This is a genomic window from Candidatus Symbiobacter mobilis CR (assembly GCF_000477435.1).
Lineage (GTDB): Bacteria > Pseudomonadota > Gammaproteobacteria > Burkholderiales > Burkholderiaceae_C > Rhodoferax > Rhodoferax mobilis.
In genome coordinates this window covers 1697199-1715382 of sequence record NC_022576.1, presented here as the reverse complement: position 1 = coordinate 1715382, position 18184 = coordinate 1697199, and the positions used below count along the sequence as shown (strand labels likewise).

18 protein-coding genes are annotated in these 18184 nt (G+C 60.6%); 10 read left to right on the top strand and 8 right to left on the bottom strand.

Features of this window, described 5'->3' with window-relative positions:
• Window positions 1–250: 250 nt before the first annotated feature.
• On the bottom strand, window positions 251–535 hold the full coding sequence (locus CENROD_RS07030) for a hypothetical protein (RefSeq protein ID WP_022773410.1): 285 nt from the start codon (window positions 533–535) through the stop codon (window positions 251–253).
• On the bottom strand, window positions 519–791 hold the full coding sequence (locus tag CENROD_RS13570) for a hypothetical protein (protein WP_151194599.1): 273 nt from the start codon (window positions 789–791) through the stop codon (window positions 519–521). The genes CENROD_RS07030 and CENROD_RS13570 overlap by 17 nt, the downstream gene beginning before the upstream one ends.
• Window positions 792–1266: 475 nt before the next feature.
• On the opposite strand from CENROD_RS13570, the gene CENROD_RS07025 reads away from it, so the two are divergent.
• From CENROD_RS07025 to CENROD_RS07015, 3 genes are read left to right on the top strand one after another with little or no spacing between them, the layout of a single operon-like run.
• Entirely contained in the window at window positions 1267–1749 is a 483-nt protein-coding gene (locus CENROD_RS07025) for a mobile mystery protein A (RefSeq protein ID WP_022773399.1), read from the top strand.
• 2 nt (window positions 1750–1751) lie between these two features.
• The gene (locus CENROD_RS07020; protein ID WP_022773395.1) at window positions 1752–2336 is read left to right on the top strand and encodes a mobile mystery protein B; all 585 of its coding nucleotides are present in this window, start codon (window positions 1752–1754) and stop codon (window positions 2334–2336) included.
• Between the two features lie 7 nt (window positions 2337–2343).
• Entirely contained in the window at window positions 2344–2568 is a 225-nt protein-coding gene (locus CENROD_RS07015) for a hypothetical protein (protein WP_022773391.1), read from the top strand.
• Between the two features lie 22 nt (window positions 2569–2590).
• On the opposite strand, the gene CENROD_RS07010 is transcribed toward CENROD_RS07015, so the two are convergent.
• Entirely contained in the window at window positions 2591–2890 is a 300-nt protein-coding gene (locus tag CENROD_RS07010) for a hypothetical protein (protein ID WP_022773389.1), read from the bottom strand.
• 149 nt (window positions 2891–3039) lie between these two features.
• Here CENROD_RS07010 and CENROD_RS07005 point away from each other — a divergent pair, with 149 nt between their 5' ends.
• From CENROD_RS07005 to mnmH, 5 genes are all read left to right on the top strand, one after another.
• The gene (locus CENROD_RS07005; RefSeq protein ID WP_022773386.1) at window positions 3040–3333 is read left to right on the top strand and encodes a hypothetical protein; all 294 of its coding nucleotides are present in this window, start codon (window positions 3040–3042) and stop codon (window positions 3331–3333) included.
• Between the two features lie 3 nt (window positions 3334–3336).
• On the top strand, window positions 3337–4350 hold the full coding sequence (locus CENROD_RS07000) for a homoserine kinase (RefSeq protein WP_022773382.1): 1014 nt from the start codon (window positions 3337–3339) through the stop codon (window positions 4348–4350).
• Window positions 4347–5123: a BPSS1780 family membrane protein gene (locus CENROD_RS06995; protein WP_022773379.1), complete on the top strand. Its 777-nt coding sequence runs from the start codon at window positions 4347–4349 to the stop codon at window positions 5121–5123. Before CENROD_RS07000 ends, CENROD_RS06995 begins: the two co-directional genes overlap by 4 nt.
• 67 nt (window positions 5124–5190) lie before the next feature.
• Window positions 5191–5418: a sulfurtransferase TusA family protein gene (locus CENROD_RS06990; protein ID WP_022773375.1), complete on the top strand. Its 228-nt coding sequence runs from the start codon at window positions 5191–5193 to the stop codon at window positions 5416–5418.
• A 10-nt stretch (window positions 5419–5428) separates the two neighbouring features.
• Window positions 5429–6592, top strand: coding sequence for a tRNA 2-selenouridine(34) synthase MnmH (gene mnmH / locus CENROD_RS06985; protein WP_238551753.1), 1164 nt, complete (start codon window positions 5429–5431; stop codon window positions 6590–6592).
• Here mnmH and CENROD_RS06980 read toward each other — a convergent pair.
• Complete coding sequence (locus tag CENROD_RS06980; protein ID WP_022773368.1) at window positions 6559–7719, bottom strand: ATP-binding protein; 1161 nt, start codon at window positions 7717–7719, stop codon at window positions 6559–6561. The genes mnmH and CENROD_RS06980 overlap by 34 nt on opposite strands.
• A 343-nt stretch (window positions 7720–8062) precedes the next feature.
• Between CENROD_RS06980 and CENROD_RS06975 the strand changes: the two genes are divergently transcribed.
• Window positions 8063–10684, top strand: a complete 2622-nt coding sequence (locus tag CENROD_RS06975) for a bifunctional diguanylate cyclase/phosphodiesterase (RefSeq protein WP_022773364.1) — start codon at window positions 8063–8065, stop codon at window positions 10682–10684.
• 129 nt (window positions 10685–10813) lie between these two features.
• On the opposite strand, the gene CENROD_RS06970 is transcribed toward CENROD_RS06975, so the two are convergent.
• Complete coding sequence (locus tag CENROD_RS06970) at window positions 10814–11173, bottom strand: CZB domain-containing protein (RefSeq protein WP_022773361.1); 360 nt, start codon at window positions 11171–11173, stop codon at window positions 10814–10816.
• A gap of 221 nt (window positions 11174–11394) precedes the next feature.
• Here CENROD_RS06970 and CENROD_RS06965 point away from each other — a divergent pair, with 221 nt between their 5' ends.
• Window positions 11395–12228, top strand: coding sequence for an NUDIX hydrolase (locus CENROD_RS06965; RefSeq protein ID WP_051360332.1), 834 nt, complete (start codon window positions 11395–11397; stop codon window positions 12226–12228).
• A gap of 117 nt (window positions 12229–12345) precedes the next feature.
• Here CENROD_RS06965 and CENROD_RS06960 read toward each other — a convergent pair whose 3' ends face one another.
• Genes CENROD_RS06960 through CENROD_RS06950 form a run of 3 tightly spaced genes read right to left on the bottom strand, consistent with a single transcriptional unit; the run spans window position 12346 to window position 18177 of the window.
• Complete coding sequence (locus tag CENROD_RS06960) at window positions 12346–15186, bottom strand: sensor domain-containing protein (RefSeq protein WP_151194598.1); 2841 nt, start codon at window positions 15184–15186, stop codon at window positions 12346–12348.
• Between the two features lie 16 nt (window positions 15187–15202).
• Window positions 15203–17125, bottom strand: coding sequence for a response regulator (locus CENROD_RS12490; protein ID WP_022773351.1), 1923 nt, complete (start codon window positions 17123–17125; stop codon window positions 15203–15205).
• Window positions 17122–18177, bottom strand: coding sequence for an HD domain-containing phosphohydrolase (locus CENROD_RS06950; RefSeq protein WP_022773348.1), 1056 nt, complete (start codon window positions 18175–18177; stop codon window positions 17122–17124). Before CENROD_RS06950 ends, CENROD_RS12490 begins: the two co-directional genes overlap by 4 nt.
• Window positions 18178–18184: the final 7 nt, after the last annotated feature.

Here is an 18184-nt window from a genome sequence, read left to right as displayed (position 1 = left end):
TTGTGGGAGATGTTTGAACGGTGTTCGCTGTGCTGTAACTTCTCAATAAGTTATGGCGAAATTGCAGAAATGTATTAGGCACGAATGAGCGTCGCCAATCGCGGAATGGCATTAGTTCGTGTGATGCGATCTTCCAAATACGCCAAAACTAAATACCTTGTTTCCGACAAGTTTTCTTCAAACTCGCAAACGTGTCTCGACATTGTCGCCCAAGGTCGCTACGGGTTCCACCACTCACTTTTCGTTTCTTTCAAAAATCCCGAAGGTCGGTTTCGCTTCCGTTCGTATGGTTCGGGATTTCTGGCCGTTGTAATATTAACAACTCTTCTTTTTTTCCATACAAGCGTTTCAGTAGCTTATCTAGTGTTTGGTAGCTGGTTTTTCTATTGAAAACACTATCAAAACGTTTTTCGAACTGTTCTACCATATTCGCGTTCGGGCTGCGCTTGTATGCTTTCAAGTCCCCATACAACCTCCATATATCGGAGCGCACCTGCGCTACAGCTTGTCTCTGCCCTTCATTGACCGGCTCCATCACTGACGATGGCCAATGTAAGGTTGAAGCCTTTTTCTACCAGGCTCCCAAGTAAAGCACCTTCCGTCGCAATGCGTACGTGCGTCTCACTGTCGATTTTCAATGCTTCGTGATGTTTGCGCCATAGTTCGATGCTTGAGAACTCAGCAGTTGCATGATTTTGTAGCTGACTATATACGTCATTACTCAAGCCATGCTCTTCCATGTAGGTCAGGGCATGTTCGTTGACCTGGGTTGTGACCGGACCGGCGTGCAAACATGCGAGGAAGTTGATTCTGCTCTTGCTGTCTGTACTGTGGAACCAGCCGAATTTTTCAATTCTTGGATAGTTTCAGCTAGCGCATCAATGGTGCCCGACTTATTTTTGCAACGCAGACACATTTCTTCTGCAGGAATTTGCGGGAGACTCGGTACGAGGAACACGTTATACTCGTCTTTGGCTAGTATCTGTGCTTGATCTATGGATAGCATTATATGCTGTTTTTGACGAAAAACAATATATTTCCATAACTTTTTGAGAAGTTACATAAAAATCGGGGCAACGCCGTGCAGTGGTGTGTGTCAACAGCTACAGCGTACATCGACCGAAAAATTGTCTTGACATTCGGGTACCCTTCAGGGCGACGAGGCCGAGCGAATAGCTTTTGCAGCAACTAACAAAATAATAAATTCATTTATTTTTTTATTTAAGTTATATTATAAACTATGTACTTTGCGTTATGGAGTAAAAAGTGAAATGCAACTTCTCTGAACTCAAGCTTCGCCAAGTCGATGCCAACCTCAACCGTTGGTGCAGTGCCGACTTGCCACCGCGCCCGCCCATAGGCTGGATCAAGGCCATCCGCGAGGGCCTGGGCATGGCCAAAACGGACCTCGCCGATCGGCTGGGTGTCACTACGTCTACCGTCACCCGGCTGGAGACCTCCGAGGCCGATGACACCATCAGCCTGGCCACCTTGCGCCGTGCCGCCGAAGCCATGGGTTGCGAGTTGCAATATGCCCTGGTGCCCAAGCAGTCCTTGGCCGACACCCTGGAAAACCGCGCCCTGGCGTTGGCACGCCAGCAAATGGCATCCATCAGTCACACCATGGCGCTAGAAGCACAAGCGACTTCACGCGAGGCTCTCGAGTCGCAAACCCGCGCCCTAGCCGAGAACCTGCTCAAGGGTTCATGGCACGTCCTTTGGAAACAACCGGAGCGGGAAGCCAAATAGCGATGACTACCAAACTCGACGATCCCCCCGGTGCCACGCCGCTTGATGCTGACGAACTTGCCAGCCTGATTCCCGGCCACATCACCACGCAGAGCGAATTGAACGAATGGGAGCAACTCAACATCGTCCAGGGCGAGAGTTGGGCACACCAACAACGCACGGAAATCCTCACCGAAGCCTTCTTGCGCCAGTTGCACAAGCAGATGTTCGGCGAAACCTGGAAATGGGCTGGCCAGTTTCGCAAGACCGACACGAACATCGGCGTTGATTGGCTCAAGATCGGTGTCGAAGGCAAGAACCTGCTCGACGATGCCCAGTACCAGAGCAAACACGCCAGCTATCCGCCCGACGAAATCGCGGTGCGCTTCCATCATCGTCTAGTCGCCATTCATCCCTTCCCCAACGGCAATGGCCGTCATGCCCGTCTGATGGCCGATCTGCTCGTCAAGCGTCTGGGCCAGCCCCGTTTCACTTGGGGCAGCCGTAGTTTGGTCCATGCCAGCGAAACACGTCAGCAATACATCGCCGCCCTGCAAGCGGCCAACGTGGGTCTCATCGCGCCCTTGCTCGCGTTCGCCAGAAGTTGAACCCAACATGAAGCAAACCCTCTCCCGCGAACACCGCAAGATTCTGGAAGCCACCGTTGCCCAGAAAACGCTGCGCGTTCGCTTGCGCGCCCATGGCCGGGCGCTGGGCGACTCTCTCCGCCCCGACGACACGCAAGCCGTCGACCACCTCGTCACCGAAATTGCCTACGAGCATTGGCACCGCATGCTCTTCGCACGCTTCCAGAAGCGCCCCTTCATCTGGCACGTCTGAGACGGGCCACAAGGAAGGCTTTTCAGCGCTGATCAACTACCACCTGCTGACGCACGAGAAGCTCAACACCCTGATCAACCTCTACCTGGGCGACTGGATCACCCAGCAGAAACGCACTGTCGATACGGAGAATGCGGATGCCACGCTCAAGATCGCCAAGGCCGAGGCGCTGAAGTGGCAACTGGCAGCCATCCTGGCAGGCGAAAAACCCTATGACATCTTCGTGCGCTGGACCGGAATACTCACCATTGCGCAAGGCTTCCAACCCCACCTTCGCTTTGTACTTTGCGGTGTGGACTTTGCGCTTCTTCGTTTCACTCATGATTCTGGATTCCCTGGATGGAAGGACATCTTCAATTTTTGTCTTGAAGTCGGGGTCCACTTTAGAACCGCCAGCATAGCCAACGCCCCCAGCGTTTTGCGCCTGCCTCCCTACAATGCCCCGCTACCCAGAAAAGGACGGATTCGACTATGCGAGCCTTGTGCATCCCCCTGTTGTGCGCCCTTTCCGGGCTGGTTTTTGCGACGGAGCCTGTGTCGGCTCCCATCGCTCCCACTACGCCCACGTCGCCCACTGCGCCGACTTCCCCCAAGGTCGAGAAGCGCACCGAGCGCATCCACGTGGAAGATACGGCTACGCGCATCGACGAACTGCGCGTGGGCGGGGAGACGCAGACAATCACCGTCCAACCCAAAAGCAGCATGCCGGCGTACCAGATCGCCCCCAAAACCGGAGAGCGAAGCTGGAAAGTGCTTGGGTTCTGAGCGATGGCGGTCTACACGGAGGTGTCCTTCGCGCAGGCCAGCGAGTTGCTGTCCGGGCTGGGGCTGGGAACGCTGCGGGATATGCAGGGCTGCCCCGGCGGTATCGAAAACACCAACTATTTCGTCACCACCGAGCGTGACGGCGTGCCGCACGGCTACGTGCTGACCCTTTTCGAGCGCCTGGACTTCGATCAGCTTCCGTTCTACCTGCGGCTGATGGAGCATCTGGCGCTGCGGTGCATCCCCGTTCCCCGCCCCCATGCCAACGCACGGGGCGAGTTGGTGTTTCGGATGCAGGGCAAACCGGCCAGCGTCGTGGACCGGCTGCGGGGCAGTGCTGCGATGCGCCCCGGCTCCCGGCACTGCGCCCAGGTGGGGGTGACGCTGGCGCGGATGCATCTTGCAGGGCACGACTTTCCCCTGTATCAACCGCATTTGCGCGGGCTGCCTTGGTGCATCGACACGGCAGAAGTCGTGCGTGGGCACCTTGATGCAGAACAGGCCACGCTGCTGGACGCGGAAATCGCCCTGCAACGCCAAACCCTGCCCGCGTATGCCGCGCTGCCACGGGGGCCAATTCACGCCGACCTGTTTCGTGACAACGTCTTGTTCGCAGATGCTGGGGTAGAGGGAAATCCTGAGGGCGGGCCAGATGGTGATCTTGCTACAGGGCCTGTGCTCAGCGGCGTTTTCGACTTCTACTTTGCCGGCATCGACACCTGGCTGTTCGACCTGGCAGTGACCCTCAACGACTGGTGCGTCGACCCGCAGACGGGTGCCGAGGACCCCGTGTTGTCTGCCGTGCTGATCGACGCCTACGATGCTGTGCGTCCGCTGGAAGCGGCGGAACGCGAACTGCTCGTGCCGATGTTGCGTGCGGGGGCGCTACGGTTTTGGTTGTCACGCTTGTGGGACTGGTACCTGCCCCGCGACGCCAAGCTGCTGCGCGCCCACGACCCCCGCCACTTTGAGCGGGTGCTGCGCCATCGGGCTGCGAGGAAAGGCCCCTCCCGATGAAGCTGGGGTTGGTTCCCGCAGGAACGGGGTTGATTTGGGTACGGATGGGGGTACTGACCGTGGCCCGGCACCCAGCCACGTGGATGATGTTGTTTCTGCTCTTCATGGCTTGGATGTCCCTGCTGACCCTGCTACCGTGGCTGGGCGTGCCCCTGGCCATGGCCATGCTGCCGGGCGCCACACTGGGGCTGATGGTTGCTGCGCGGACGTTGCACGAAGGGGCGATGCCGACGTTGACGACGTTGTTCTGTGGCTTTGTTCCCGCCAGCCCAGCGACGCCGGGCATCTGGGGAATCGGGCTGGCGTATGCAGCAGGGGCGCTGTTGGCCATAGGCGCGTCGAGCTTTGTCGATGGGGGCCAGTTTGCCGAGGTGTACCTGGGCAATGCCTCGCCCAATGCTGACACGCCGCTGTTCCCTGCGATGTGGGTGTTCATCGCACTGCATATTCCCTTGTCGTGGATGACGTGGCATGCCCCTGCGCTGGTCTATTGGCACCGGCTCCCGGTCGCCAAAAGCCTGTTTTTCAGCTTGGTGGCGTGTGCGCGCAATGTGTCGGCTTTTCTCGTCTTCGGGCTGGCATGGATGGGGATCATGGTGTTGACCATCACGGTTTTGCAGCTCCTGGGGTCGATGTTGGGCCTGGCGGAACCCGTGCGGATGCTGGCTTTCCCCGCGCTGCTGCTGGTGGCGAGCATGTTTTTTTGCTCGCTGTATTTTTCGTACCGGGATTGTTTTCCCCAGCAGACTACCGGGGAATGGGTGGTGAACTAGTAAATCCGTCCATTTCATTCCGGCATGTTTGTGGTGGAACGGACTACTAGCCATCGGGAGTGACCTCATGCAGGCAGACAAGGAAATCGATACAAGCGGGTTGAGTTGCCCCATACCCATCTTGCGTGCCAAAAAGGCACTGGCCGATCTGCAAACGGGGCAGACGCTCAAAATCATCTCGACCGACATCGGGTCAATCCGCGACTTCGAGGCTTTTGCACGACAGACTGGCAATGAATTGCTCGCACAGCAGACCGTCGGCAAGCAGTACCACCACCTCCTGCGCAGACGCTGAAGCCCCGGCCGTGCTGCCCACCCGGGCCACGCCCTGCAACCCTTGCAGCCTGTCCGCCGACGAGGTGCTGGCGCGGCTGGATGACTTCGACGCGATCCTCGACGCACGCAGCGAGGACGAATACGCCCTCGACCATCTGCCCGGCGCACGCAATTGGCCCACGCTGCGTAACGAAGAGCGCCGGATCGTCGGGACGATCTACAAACAGGTACACCCTTTCGAGGCGCGCAAGCGCGGCGCAGCGATGGCCGCGCGCAATATCGCCGCGCATATCGAGAACGAGGCGCTCGACTTGCCCAAATCGTGGCGCCCGCTCGTCTATTGCTGGCGCGGCGGGCAGCGCAGTGCTTCCTTGGCGTTGGTGCTCGCGCAGATCGGTTTCCGGGTCAGCATGCTTGCCGGGGGGTACAAAGCGTTTCGGGCAGCGGTCGTTGCGGACACCCAGCGCCGCGTTCCCACGCTGGCCTGGCGCGTCGTCTGCGGGCCGACGGGTGCCGGCAAGACGCGCCTGCTGCACGCACTGGCCGAGCAAGGTGCGCAGGTGCTCGACCTCGAAGCGCTGGCGGTACACCGCAGTTCGGTGCTGGGCGCGATCCACGGCGAACCCCAACCGAGTCAGAAACACTTCGAGACCCGCATTTGGGAAGCCCTGCGCCGCTTCGACCCCGAGCGCCCCGTCTTTGTCGAAAGCGAAAGCCGCAAGGTGGGCAACCTCAGCGTTCCCCCCGTGCTGATCGACGCAATGCGCAACAGCCCGTGCCTGGATTTGCAGCTCCCGATCGACGAGCGCGTGGCCTTGTTGATGGAGGACTATGCGCACCTTGCCGACGACATCGGCGACTTTTGCCAGCGGCTTTCCGTGCTGTCTGCGCTGCGTGGCAAAGCCACGGTGGCATCCTGGCAGGATCGCGCACGCAATGGCGCGTTGACGCAGGTGGTGCGCGAGCTGCTCGAACTCCACTACGACCCTGCGTACAGTCAATCGATCGCTCGCAATTTCCCCCACTTTGCCCAGGCCGTCCCCCTGCGGCTCGCCAACCGGGGTGCGCAGGCGATGCGCGAGGTGGCCAATCGGGCCATTGCGACTTGCGTCGCTCCAACGGGGGTGGGTGCATCGCGCATCGGTGGGACACAGCGTGGTCAATACAGCGAGGCCAGTTCCCCCAATGCGTAGAGCGGCAAGGCGGTGATGCCGGGGGCCAAAGGCCATGGGGGGCCGTTGCCATGGCATACCACGAACAGATGATCCAGCCCCAAAGTCTCCTGTGCTGACCGCATCGACGGCGTGACGTGGGGAGAGCGGGTGAGTTTCACTTCAAAGCCCAGACGACGACCATGGCGCACTGTCAGCAAGTCCAGTTCCGCACCCGAATGCAAGGCCCAGAAAAACGCCTCGTCACGCCCTGTGTGCGTTTGGCGAAGGATTTCATGCAGGACGAACCCTTCCCAGGAAGCGCCGCATTTGGGGTGCGCCAGCAAGTTTTGTTCGTCGCCAATCCCCAGCAAGCTGTGCAATAAGCCTGTATCGGCGAGATACACCTTGGGGGCTTTGACCTCCCGTTTGCCCTGATTGGTATGCCAGGGTCGCAGCCTCCAGGTCATGAACGTGCCTTCCAGGATGTCCAGGTACCGTGAAACGGTTTTGTCGCTAACGCCCAGTGCGCGCCCCAGTTCGCTACCGTTCCAGGTTTGGCCGTGGTAATGCCCCAGCATGGTCCAGAAACGGCGCAAGGTCAGTGACGGCAGCTTGATGCCCAGTTGGGGCAGATCCCGTTCCAGGTAGGTGCGGATCAACGACGCACGCCAGGCACGGCTTTGTTCCAGGTCTTCGGCCAGCAAAGCGCGGGGAAAGCCGCCGCGCAGCCAACGCATCTCCCATTGTTCTGGCGGCAGTTCCTCCAAGGCCAAGCCGTCCAGTTCATGGAACAGGACGCGCCCCGCCAGACTTTCCGACGTGTTGCGCAGCAATTCGGGCGCTGCGCTGCCCAGAATCAAAAAACGGGCGGGTGTGCCGGGCCTGTCGGCCAAAACGCGCAACAAGGGGAAGAGATCCGGCCGCAACTGCATTTCGTCCAGCACCACCAATCCTGTCAAGCCGCGCAGCACAAAAGAGGGGTCGCTCAATCGGGCCTGGTCGTCGGGATCTTCCCAGTCAAAAAGATGTGCATGCCCGTCCCACCGCGTGGCCACCTGACGAGCCAGAGTCGTTTTGCCTACTTGACGCGGCCCCAGCAGGGCCACCACAGGAAACTGCCGTAGCCCTTGCGCAATGTCTGCGAGATGTCGATTGCGTGCGATCATCGTTGAACTTTACTGCGAATTTTCGGAGTGAAACTCCGAATTTTCAATCCAGATAGTCCATGAGGGTTTGCAGGGCAGGTGGATGCAGTGGCGAGGCAGTTTTGGCCTGACTGAGGCGTTCATAGCTTGAGCTATGAACAACGAAGAAGGGCAAAAATGGCCGCCAATGCGCCGCCTGCACGCAAACAGCACCGAAGGTGCGCCGAATGGACTATCTGGGTGCAAGGTAATCCGTGCCCTTCCCACCACGCGGAACGAGATGCGTGGCGATGCTGGGTTGGTGGTACCCCTGCCTCCCTAGAATCGCGCCCGCCGTGCCACCCCGCAGGCCGGTTCTTGGCCCATGCCCTCTTTTTTTCTTGTCCAGCTCGTTCGTTGGTACCGCCCTGGTGTCGTAGGCTGGGTCGTATTTGCATTGGGCGTCGTGCTGGGGGCTATCGGCGTGGCAGCCATCGAATCCCACCGCATCGATGTGGAGCGCCAACGTACCCAGGAATTGGCCCGGGACTACGCGCAAACCACGCGCAATCACATCGACCGTGCGCTGTCTGCCACCTATGCTTTGGCGGCGCTGGTGCAGCAAGGCCGGGGGGAAGTGCAGGATTTCGAGGATGTGGCCGCACGGATGCTGCCCAATTACCCAGGGGCTTCGCTGTTGATCCTGGCTCCGGGCGGGGTGATTCGCAGCATCGTCCCCGAGCCTGGCAACGAAAAAGCCCTCGGGCTGAATCTGTTGGAAGACCCCGTGATGCGTGCGGAAGCACGGCGTGCGCATAGCAGTGGCAAGCTCACCCTGGCCGGGCCTTTGCCGTTGCGGCAGGGAGGAATTGGCCTAGTGGCGCGGTTGCCGGTATTCCTTGCCACCCCCCCGGATAAACACAGCACGTTCTGGGGCTTTGCCAATGTGGTCATGCGTCTTCCCGAATCCATCAAGACCATCGGCCTTGATGCCCTTGAACAACGCGGCATGCACTACCTCCTCTGGCGTCAGCAGCCAGAAAGTGACCAGCGTCAGACCATTCTCGGATCGACGACCCTGCCTTTGCACGACCCTGTCTGCACGGAAATTGCTGTGCCCAATGGGGCGTGGAACCTGTGCCTGGCTCCGCAATCCGGGTGGCGCCAACCGCAGGGCTTGGCCAGAAATGCCGTGCTTGCAACGCTGCTTGCCGCGTTGTTGGGGTATCTGGCGCGGTTGCAGGCACAGCTTTTTTGGTCGCATCGGGAATTGGAGCGGCAGGTGCAGCAGCGCACGGCGGATATTGCCGCATCGAAGGCGCAGCTTTCCGCCACCCTCGACGCCGTTGCCGACCTGATGTTCGAGCTGGACCTCGACGGCCTTTGCCACGCTTGCCATGCCCCGGCGCAAAACCCCTTGGCACGCTATGCAAGCAGATTGCTGGGGAGGTACGTGCGCGACACCTTGCCGCCGGACGCTGCGGAAATCGTGCTTGGCGCCTTGGCAGAAGCCCATGCCAATGGGCTGTCGATGGGCCGCCAAATTTTTGTGCAGCGTGCGCCGCAGAGCCAGTGGTTCGAGCTGTCGGTCGCACGCAAGCGGCTCGACCCCGAACCTGCCAAGCCCCGGTTCATCGTCGTTGCGCACGATGTGACCGAGCATCGCCTTGCGCAGGACAACGTGGCCAGTCTGGCGTATTTCGATGTGCTCACGGCGCTGCCCAACCGTTCCCTGCTCAATGAGCGCATCGCACGCACGCTGACCGAGGCCGGGCGGCGCAAGGAACATTTGTGCCTGATGTTCCTCGACCTCGACCATTTCAAATACATCAACGATACGCTCGGCCACAGCGTGGGCGATCAGTTCCTCGTACTGCTGGCGCGTCGGATGCAGCAGACCGTTCGCGAACAGGATACGGTGGCGCGGCTGGGCGGGGACGAATTCATCCTGCTGCTGCCGAACACCGATGGGCGCGGCGCGGCGCGCGTCGCCGAAAAGCTGTTGCAAGCAGTCAGCCAGCCGGCGGCGGTCGGCGCGCACGAGTTGTGCATTACCCCGTCGATCGGCATTGCCGTCTACCCCGAGGACGGCCACGATGCAGATACCTTGCTGCAACACGCCGACATTGCGATGTACCGCGCCAAAGGCACAGGGCGCAATGGGTTCCGCTTCTTCACCAATGAGATGCAGTCCGCCGCTGCGCGCACGCTGTTGCTCGACAACGAGCTGCGCCGGGCCTTGGCGCGTGAACAGTTCGGGGTCGTCTACCAACCCCAGGTGTGTTTGGCCACAGGCAGGATCATTGGCTTCGAAGCGCTGCTGCGGTGGACCCACCCGGAATTGGGCCGCGTGTCGCCCCTCGAATTCATCCCCGTTGCGGAAAGCAACGGCCTGATCCTTCCCATCGGCGAATGGGTACTGCGCACGGCAGTGACGCAGGCCCGGGACTGGGCAGCGATGGGTTTTGCCGAACTCACGATGGCCGTCAACCTCTCCGCCATCCAGTTCCGCCAGCCGCATCTCAACGCGCTCATCAACATCATCTTGCTCAAGGCGGGCCTGCCTGCGGATCTGCTCAAACTGGAGCTGACCGAGAGCGTGGCGCACCAGGATCCTCTTGCCGCAGTGCGGATCATGGACAAGCTGCACCAGCGCGGTATCCACTTGTCGATCGACGACTTTGGCACGGGCTACTCCTCGCTGAGCTACCTCAAGCGTTTTGCCGTACACCAAATCAAGATCGACCAGTCCTTCGTTCGCGACATCACCCACGACGCCGACGACCTCGCCATCGTCCGGGCGATCATCAACATGGCGCGCAGCCTTGACCTCACGACTGTGGCCGAAGGGGTGGAAACTGCCGAACAGCTTGCGTTACTGCGGCAGGAAGGCTGCAACGAAGTGCAGGGGTACTGCATTAGCCAGCCCTTGTCTGCAGAACTCGCCACGGCCTTTCTGCAAAAGCATTGGGAGCGTGGAGCGCTGCCCGTGGGCGAGCCGACGTAGACAGAGCACGCAGGGCAGTGAGTGGGGGCTGCGTAGGCTGTAGAGCCTATTCCAATAGGGGCTGCGCCATCGCATTGCACGCGGCGGCGGTACACGGAATCTTCATCCTGGATTCCTTTTTGCGATGGATCAAAGCTGTCGAAGCAGCAACACCAATTTCCCTGACAAGATCGTCAATTTGCCACTGGGTGCAATTTCATTCGTTGCAGCGGCTTGTTGACCGGATAACGCCATGGACAAGGCCTCCGATGCCAATTTGTGAAATTCTGCATGTGTTGTTCGGATATCTTGAAAAACTTTTTCGTTTGGGCACATTCCTCGCATATCCGAATAGATCCATTGTCCAAATTCACATTTGCTATCAGCTTTGACGACATCTGGGTTAAATTCACTTTTTCCAGTGGCAATAGCATTTTTGATGCGGCCAAACCAGGCAAAATGTGCCGAGATGGCTGCGTTTATTTTTTCTTTCTTTTCGCTGTCGTTCATGATGTGAAAAAATAAAAATAAGGATCAAAGAGGAAGAATCAAGAACCCAAGAACCCAAGAACCCAAGAACCCAAGAACCCAAGAACCCAAGAACCCAAGAACCCAAGAATATCACCTGCAAAAAGACATCACCTGCAATGCCCGCCATTCGCGTCCCCATCCCATACAAACCCGGTGGGCTATCGGCTCATGGGGCATCGGCTGTGCTATAGCCGACGCCGATGGATTGTGACGTTTTTGGAAATGGCGTAGCCGGTCGCGGTGCATGGCGTTGGTCGATGTGCGTGGACGATGGTTGCCACACCACCCCTACACTGCGCCGCAGCCCGCGAGGGTTGAGCGCCATCCTCATTGCCGATTCGGCGGCTTTACTGTACGCACTGCCCATGCACGTCACACCGCACCCCTCCAAATCTCCTGGTACGTGGCACCCCAAGCTGGGGCCGGATGGTCAGCCTTTCCCGATCTGGAAACCCTCGCAGCCTGTGCTCGACGGGTTGGAGGACGATGCAGCGCTGGTCACGATCACCCCCGGTTGCATCTTGCCAGCGGCGCTGCGTGGCATTGCCTTTGCGTCATGGGCGCCCCCACAGGGCGCTGCCTGGGTGCAGGTTCCCGGCCAGCGCCCAGGGTTGCAGGAACCGACGCTCCATTCCCGGCGCGGCAAAACCCCGGCTTCCGGGCTGTTGATCATGGAAGGCGGCAGGGTATGGGCGGTGTCTCCCTCGAACCAATTCGGAGGGTATGCGCACACTTTCCCCAAAGGGAAGGCGGAGCACGGGCTTCCTCTGCAAGCCAATGCGATCAAGAAAGGGTGGGAAGAGAGCGGCGTTCTGGCGGAGATCGTCGACCATGTCGGCGATGTGGAACGGTCGGGAACCGTCACGCGGTATTACCTGGGACGGCGGGTGGGCGGCCACCCTGGGCTGGATATGGGCTGGGCATCCCAGGCGGTACACCTGGTTCCGTTGGAGGATGCAGACGCCTTCTTCGCCACCCCCGACCGCACGGTACTGAACCTGCTTCGTACCAAGTTGGCAACGCTGGCTTCCTAGGACGTACGCAAAACCGCTTCAGCGTCGTGCTACCCACTTGCCGTACTGCTTTGTGCTGTCTGCGTGGGGTTGTCTAGTTCGGACGACTTTGCGCAAGTTCTTCCGCAAGTCCTTCCATTACCTCTGTCCCATCCATTGCGCCAGGCTGTCGGCAGGCATAGGCATGGCATACGCGTAACCTTGGGCGTAGCGGCAACCCAGTTGTAGCAAGATTTGGCCTTGTTCCGGGTGTTCCACGCCGACGGCGACGACATCGCGGCGAAAGGCGCGGGCGATTTTGACGATGCCGTCCACCGTGGCTAGGTCGTCGGGATCCTGGTGGATGTCGCGGACGTAGTCTTGGTCGATCTTGAGCACGTCTACCGGCAGGGTGCGGAAGTACGACAAGGGAGAGTTGCCCATGCCGAAACCGTCGAGGGCGATGCGCACCCCCAGGTCGTGGCACGCTGCGATGACTGTTGCCATGTCTTCGGCGTGGGCCAGCGCTTGGGATTCGGGAACCTCGATTTCCAGATCTGCGCCGACGACGGTGGGGTGCTGCGATAGCGCCTTGGCCAATCCATCGGGAAAACCCGCGTGGCAGATGTCACGGGCAGAAAGATTGATGCTGATGGGCAGGCGTAGTTCATGGCGCTTCCACTGTGCGATTTGGCCCAGGGCGTTGTGCAATACCCAGATTCCCAGGTGGGTTTCCAGCTCGGTATCGGACATGGCGTACAGAAATTCCGCCGGCATCAGCAAGCCGCGTTCCGGGTGGCGCCAGCGGATCATGGCTTCCACGCTCGTCACTTTGCCGGTGGCGATTTCCACACGCGGCTGGTAGTGCAGGATGAATTGGTCGTGGCTGATGGCCTGCGTCAAATCCTCGATCAGGCGACGGTTTTCTCGCACCAGGCGGTCGTGTTCGGGGTTGTAGAGGCGGTACTGTGCGCCGCCGGCTTTTTTGGCCTCGCGCAGGGCAGTGTCCGCGCGGCGCAGCAGGGTTTCGGGGTCTTGTCCGTCTTGGGGAAACATGGCCACCCCCATGCTTGCGGTGGTGCTTGCGCTTTGCTTGTCCAGCATGACTGCGGCAGCAAGGTCGAGCAGGATGCGCCGCAGGATCGTGTCGCATTCCTCCACCCATTTCAGGTCGAGCAGCAGCAGGGCAAAGGCATCGCCACCCAGCCGCGCTGCGGTGTCCCGTTCGCGCAGGCAGGCACGGATCCGGCGGGACAGTTCCACCAGTACCTGATCTCCCGCAGGCAATCCGCAGAAATCGTTGATGGCTTGTAGGCGGTCGATGTCGATTACGCATACGGCCATGATCTTGCCCTGCCGTTGCGTCAGTGCAATGCCCTGGCGCAGGCGGTCGGTGAAGAGGCGGCGGTTGGGCAGGTCGGTCAGGGGGTCGTAGTGCGCAAGCCGGTTGAGCTGCGCTTCGCGTTCCTTGATCCCGGTGATGTCGCTGAAACTGCCGATGTAGTGGCTGACTTGCCCTGCGTTGTCTTTGACCACGGCGATCGACAGCAGCTCGGGGTAGACCTCGCCGCGTTTGCTGCGATTCCAAACTTCCCCGCGCCACGTTCCCTGGTCGTGTAGGGACTGCCACATCCGGCGGTAGAACTGTTCATCATGGTGGCCGGAACTCAACAGCTTGGGCGTTTTGCCCAGTACTTCCTCGCGCCGGTAGCCCGTGATGCGGCTGAAGGCCGGGTTGATGTCGAGAATGCGGCAGTCTGCGTCGGTGATGGTGATGCCTTCCTGTGCGTTGGCGAATACGCTTGCTGCCAGACGCAGACTGTTTTGCGCCTCAATGTCTGCGGTCGCGTCGGTCATGAACCCGTGCCACAGACAACTGCCGTCCGGTTCGGTGCGTGGCGTTCCGCTGCCGTCGATCCAGCGCATCGAGCCGTCGTCGTTGACCACGCGAAAACGCAACCGCCATGTTTGCCCCGTAGTGGCGGAGACCTGGGCGGAGCGCCACACGGTAGGCACATCGTCTGGATGTACCCGGGCAAAGGCTGGGGTGGCATCGTTGCGCACGTCTTCCGCGGTCAGGCCGCAGATGCCGGCGATGCCCTCGCTGGCGTAAGGAAAGCACGCGCTTCCGTCCGGGCGCAGCAGGAATTGGTAGACCATTCCCGGCAGTTGCGCGGTGATGTTGCGCAGCATCCTGACGTTGGCCTCCAGGTTCTGGCGGTACCGTTCGAGCGCGGCTTCGGCCTTTTTGCGGTCGTCGATGTCGCGCAGCAGCGCCAGGTGTACCGTGCTTCCATTGCTATGCATGGGGACGGCGTGGGTTTCCAGCCATCGGCTCGTTCCCCGCAAGCCGATGATTTCGAATTGCATTTTTCTCTTGGCACCTGCCAGCACACGCTGGTGCAGATCCAGGAAGGCATTGCGGTAGTTTGGCGCGAGGAAATGCACCACCGTGGCCCCTACCACTCGTTCAGGGTCGTCGGCTTCGAGCATGGCCAACCCTGCGGCGTTGATCTGTACGAGGTGTCCGTCGGCATCGACGATCTGGATGCCTTCGGGTTCGTTGTCGATGATCGTGCGCAGGTAGGACTCGCTCTGCGCCAGCGCAGCCGTGCGCTCCTGCACGCGCTGTTCCAGCAGGGCACGCTCTTGGCCCAGGTCGTCCAGCGCCTTGCGCCGTTCGCGCATGCTGCGCAACAGCAGCAGGATCAGCGCGGCTTGGATGACCATCACCGCAGCGATGGTCGCCAGCTCCCAGCGGTAGGTGTCCCATACGGAGGGTGCGCGCACGGCGTCGATGCGTTCCTCCAAAAGGATGGGACGTTCGGATACAGGGGGGGTGTGCACGTGCTCGGCAATGCCTGACCGTACCCCGGCTTGCCACGGCAGTTGGTCGTGCCAGGAGTAGACGATCAGCACATGGGGGGGGGTGGCCCAGCACGGCAGCGCCAGGGCCAGCAGTGCCCACAGCATCCCTAGCCTGAGGCTGGTCTTTAGCATCGCCGTGCGGCTTTCATCATCGCGGCGCTGCAATGGGCAGCTCGAACCAGAACTCGCTGCCTGCCCCGGGCGCGCTGATGACCCCGACGCGCCCCCCCATGCGTTCGACGAGGTTTTTGGACAGCGACAGCCCGATTCCCGATCCTTCGATGGACTGCGCGTTCTGCCGCAAGCGGGAGAAGGGCTGAAAAAGCTCATCCTGGTCTTCGGGGCGGATTCCCGGGCCGGTATCGCGCACATAGACCTGACAGTGGTTGGCGCGCAGCGTGTGGCCGACGGTGATCGTCCCCTGATCCTGGTTGTACTTGACGGCGTTGGAGAGCAGGTTTAGCAGCACCTGTTTGACGCGAATGCGATCTGCATAGACCTGCGCAGTGCCAGGGGTATCTGTGGCGAAGCTCTCCGCATGCAGCGCAATGCCACGCCGTTGCGCCTGGGGTTTGATGAGGGCGAGGCATTCGCGCACCAGCGGAGGGAGCGAGACAGTCTCCATCGTCAGCCCCATGTGGCCGGTTTCGATCTTGGCCAGGTCGACGAGGTCGCTGATCAGCTCCAGCAAATGCCTGCCCCCGCGCTCAATCGCACCGAGCATGTCGGCCTGTTCCGTCGTGGGGGGTTGCAGGGTGTCCATCAGCATCACTTGCGAAAACCCCAGGATGCTGTTGAGCGGGGTTTTCAGCTCGTGGCTCATGTGCGCAAGGAATACGGTCTTGGCCTGGCTGGCGGCTTCGGCTTCTGCCTTGGCGACGATGAGCTGCGCTTGCAGTTCCTTGAGCTGCGTGATGTCGGTGCGCACCGAGACGTAGCGCACGGGAACCCCGTGGTCGTCGAACTGCGGGGTGATCGTCGCACGCACCCAGTATTGGCTGCCGTCACGGCGGCGGTTGCAGACTTCACCGTGCCAGGTGTGGCCTCGGCTGATCGTGTCCCACATTTCGCGGTAAAACTCTGGCGGGTGCAGGTCGGATTTGATGATGCGGTGGTTCACGCCCAGTAGTTCGTTGGCGCTGTAGCCGGAGACATCGCAGAAATTGCGGTTGACGTACAGAATGTTGCCCTGCACGTCGCCGATGCTCACGAGGCTGTGGCGGTCGATGGCCATTTCGATGCTCGTCATGTGCTTGGCCACGCGCTGGAATTCCTCGCGGCTGCGGCGCAACATGCGTGCGCGCTTGGCGCGGGCGATGACTGTGGCTTGGAGGATGTCTACGTCCAGTGGCTTGATGAGGAAGTCGTCCGCGCCGACATCCAGGGCATTGATCTGCAAGTGCGAATTGGTCTCGCTCGACAGAAAAAGGATCGGCGTGTCGGTCAGCAGTTCGTCCTGCCGTAGCAGCGCAGTGAGTTCGAAACCGTCGCACTGCGGCATATACAAGTCGGTAACGACGACGTCGGGGACAAATTCCCCGATGAGCGCAGGGCAGGCCAGGGGGTTTTCGATGGTGCGGCATTCCACGCCCACTTCCTGCATCGCAGCGGCGTAGAGCGCGTTCATCGTGGGGTCGTCGTCGACGAAGAGCACGCGGAAGGGTGTTGGCGCAGCGTGGGATGCAAGCCCTTTGACGACAGCGGCGAGCCGGTCCGCATCGACGGGTTTGGGGACGAAGCGTGTCGCCCCCAGGCGCACTGCCTGCAAGCGTGCCGGGACGTCTTCCGCGCTGGCCAGGCAGAACAGCAGCGGTGCGGGGGAGCGCTCGCGCAGCGATTGCAATACGAGCAGCGCGCCGGGGTCACGCTGGCATAGCGAAAGGTCGGCGATGACGGCGCAAGGGTGGTCGTAGGCCCGGGCCTGCGCCAATTCCTGCAAGGTCATCAGCGGGCGGGGGGAAAAGCCCGATCGGGTCAGTGCCTCTTGCAGGCTGGCGGTCGTTGCGCGGCTTTCGATAAAGAGTGCGACGCGGTTGTTTCGGGCCGAACCCGATTCAGCGAAATGGCTCATCGGGCAGGGTCGGGGTTGGCGTGGCGGATGTGCAGGATTTCCTCGAAGCATGCGTCGAAGGCCAAGACGACATCTGGGTCGAAATGGTTTCCGGCAAGGCGGCAGACCTCGCGGTAGGCCTCTTCGGTGGGCCAGGCGGACTTGTAGGGGCGCACCATCGTCAGCGCATCGAAGACGTCAGCCACTGCCGCGATGCGTGCGGGCAGCGGGATCTGCTGCGCATGCAGGCCGTTGGGGTAGCCGTCGCCATTCCAACGTTCGTGATGCCATAGCGCGATGTCATGCGCGGTGCGTAGTAGTTCGGAATCGTGCCCCTGCAGAATGTTTGCGCCGATGAGCGTGTGCTCTTGCATGGTGGCGTATTCCTCGGGCGTGAGCTTGCCCGGCTTGAGCAGGATGCGGTCGGAAATGCCGATCTTGCCAAGGTCGTGCATGGGGCTGGCGTTGAGCAACAGTTCGTGTTCTGGCGTGGACATGCCCATCTCGCGCCCAATGGCTTGCGCGAACAGGCTCATGCGCTGGATGTGTAGCCCGGTGTCGGTATCCCGGAACTCCGCAGCGCGGGCGAGGCGACGGATGACTTCGAGCTGGGTCGACCGCAGCTCTTCGGTACGGGCATGAACGACTTCTTCGAGATGCTGGTTGTGTTGGCGCAGCGCCAGATTCAGCGTGCGCGTCTCCAGCAGGTTGTGTACGCGCACCTTGAGTTCGGCGAGGTCGATGGGTTTGCCCAAAAAGTCCTTCGCGCCAGCGCCCAGGGTTTGCAGGCGCGTGTCCCGGTCGATCTGCGCGGTGACCATGACGACAGGAATCTGCTCGCTGCGGGATTTGTCAGCAATGGCATGAAGCACCCCCAGCCCAGAAAGCCCTGGCATGTTGTAGTCCAGCAAGACGAGGTCGAAGTCTTCCGCCAGAAAGCGTTCGATGGCGCGAACGGGGTCGCTTTCCGTTTCGCACAGCGGGTGGCCCAGTTGCCGCAGCGCCTGGCGGATGAGCAGCAGGTTGTCGGGTTCGTCGTCAATGGCGAAGATGCGGTAGGGGGGGGCAGTCATGGGGCGG

What these genes read in the sequence shown, in the direction of transcription:
- CENROD_RS07030 (WP_022773410.1), bottom strand. Translation starts at nt 535, where the DNA reads ATGGAGCCGGTCAATGAAGGGCAGAGACAAGCTGTAGCGCAGGTGCGC.
- CENROD_RS07020 (WP_022773395.1), top strand. Translation starts at nt 1,752, where the DNA reads ATGACTACCAAACTCGACGATCCCCCCGGTGCCACGCCGCTTGATGCT.
- CENROD_RS07015 (WP_022773391.1), top strand. Translation starts at nt 2,344, where the DNA reads ATGAAGCAAACCCTCTCCCGCGAACACCGCAAGATTCTGGAAGCCACC.
- CENROD_RS07010 (WP_022773389.1), bottom strand. Translation starts at nt 2,890, where the DNA reads ATGAGTGAAACGAAGAAGCGCAAAGTCCACACCGCAAAGTACAAAGCG.
- CENROD_RS07005 (WP_022773386.1), top strand. Translation starts at nt 3,040, where the DNA reads ATGCGAGCCTTGTGCATCCCCCTGTTGTGCGCCCTTTCCGGGCTGGTT.
- CENROD_RS07000 (WP_022773382.1), top strand. Translation starts at nt 3,337, where the DNA reads ATGGCGGTCTACACGGAGGTGTCCTTCGCGCAGGCCAGCGAGTTGCTG.
- CENROD_RS06995 (WP_022773379.1), top strand. Translation starts at nt 4,347, where the DNA reads ATGAAGCTGGGGTTGGTTCCCGCAGGAACGGGGTTGATTTGGGTACGG.
- CENROD_RS06990 (WP_022773375.1), top strand. Translation starts at nt 5,191, where the DNA reads ATGCAGGCAGACAAGGAAATCGATACAAGCGGGTTGAGTTGCCCCATA.
- CENROD_RS06980 (WP_022773368.1), bottom strand. Translation starts at nt 7,719, where the DNA reads ATGATCGCACGCAATCGACATCTCGCAGACATTGCGCAAGGGCTACGG.
- CENROD_RS06975 (WP_022773364.1), top strand. Translation starts at nt 8,063, where the DNA reads ATGCCCTCTTTTTTTCTTGTCCAGCTCGTTCGTTGGTACCGCCCTGGT.
- CENROD_RS06970 (WP_022773361.1), bottom strand. Translation starts at nt 11,173, where the DNA reads ATGAACGACAGCGAAAAGAAAGAAAAAATAAACGCAGCCATCTCGGCA.
- CENROD_RS06965 (WP_051360332.1), top strand. Translation starts at nt 11,395, where the DNA reads ATGGATTGTGACGTTTTTGGAAATGGCGTAGCCGGTCGCGGTGCATGG.
- CENROD_RS06960 (WP_151194598.1), bottom strand. Translation starts at nt 15,186, where the DNA reads ATGCTAAAGACCAGCCTCAGGCTAGGGATGCTGTGGGCACTGCTGGCC.
- CENROD_RS12490 (WP_022773351.1), bottom strand. Translation starts at nt 17,125, where the DNA reads ATGAGCCATTTCGCTGAATCGGGTTCGGCCCGAAACAACCGCGTCGCA.
- CENROD_RS06950 (WP_022773348.1), bottom strand. Translation starts at nt 18,177, where the DNA reads ATGACTGCCCCCCCCTACCGCATCTTCGCCATTGACGACGAACCCGAC.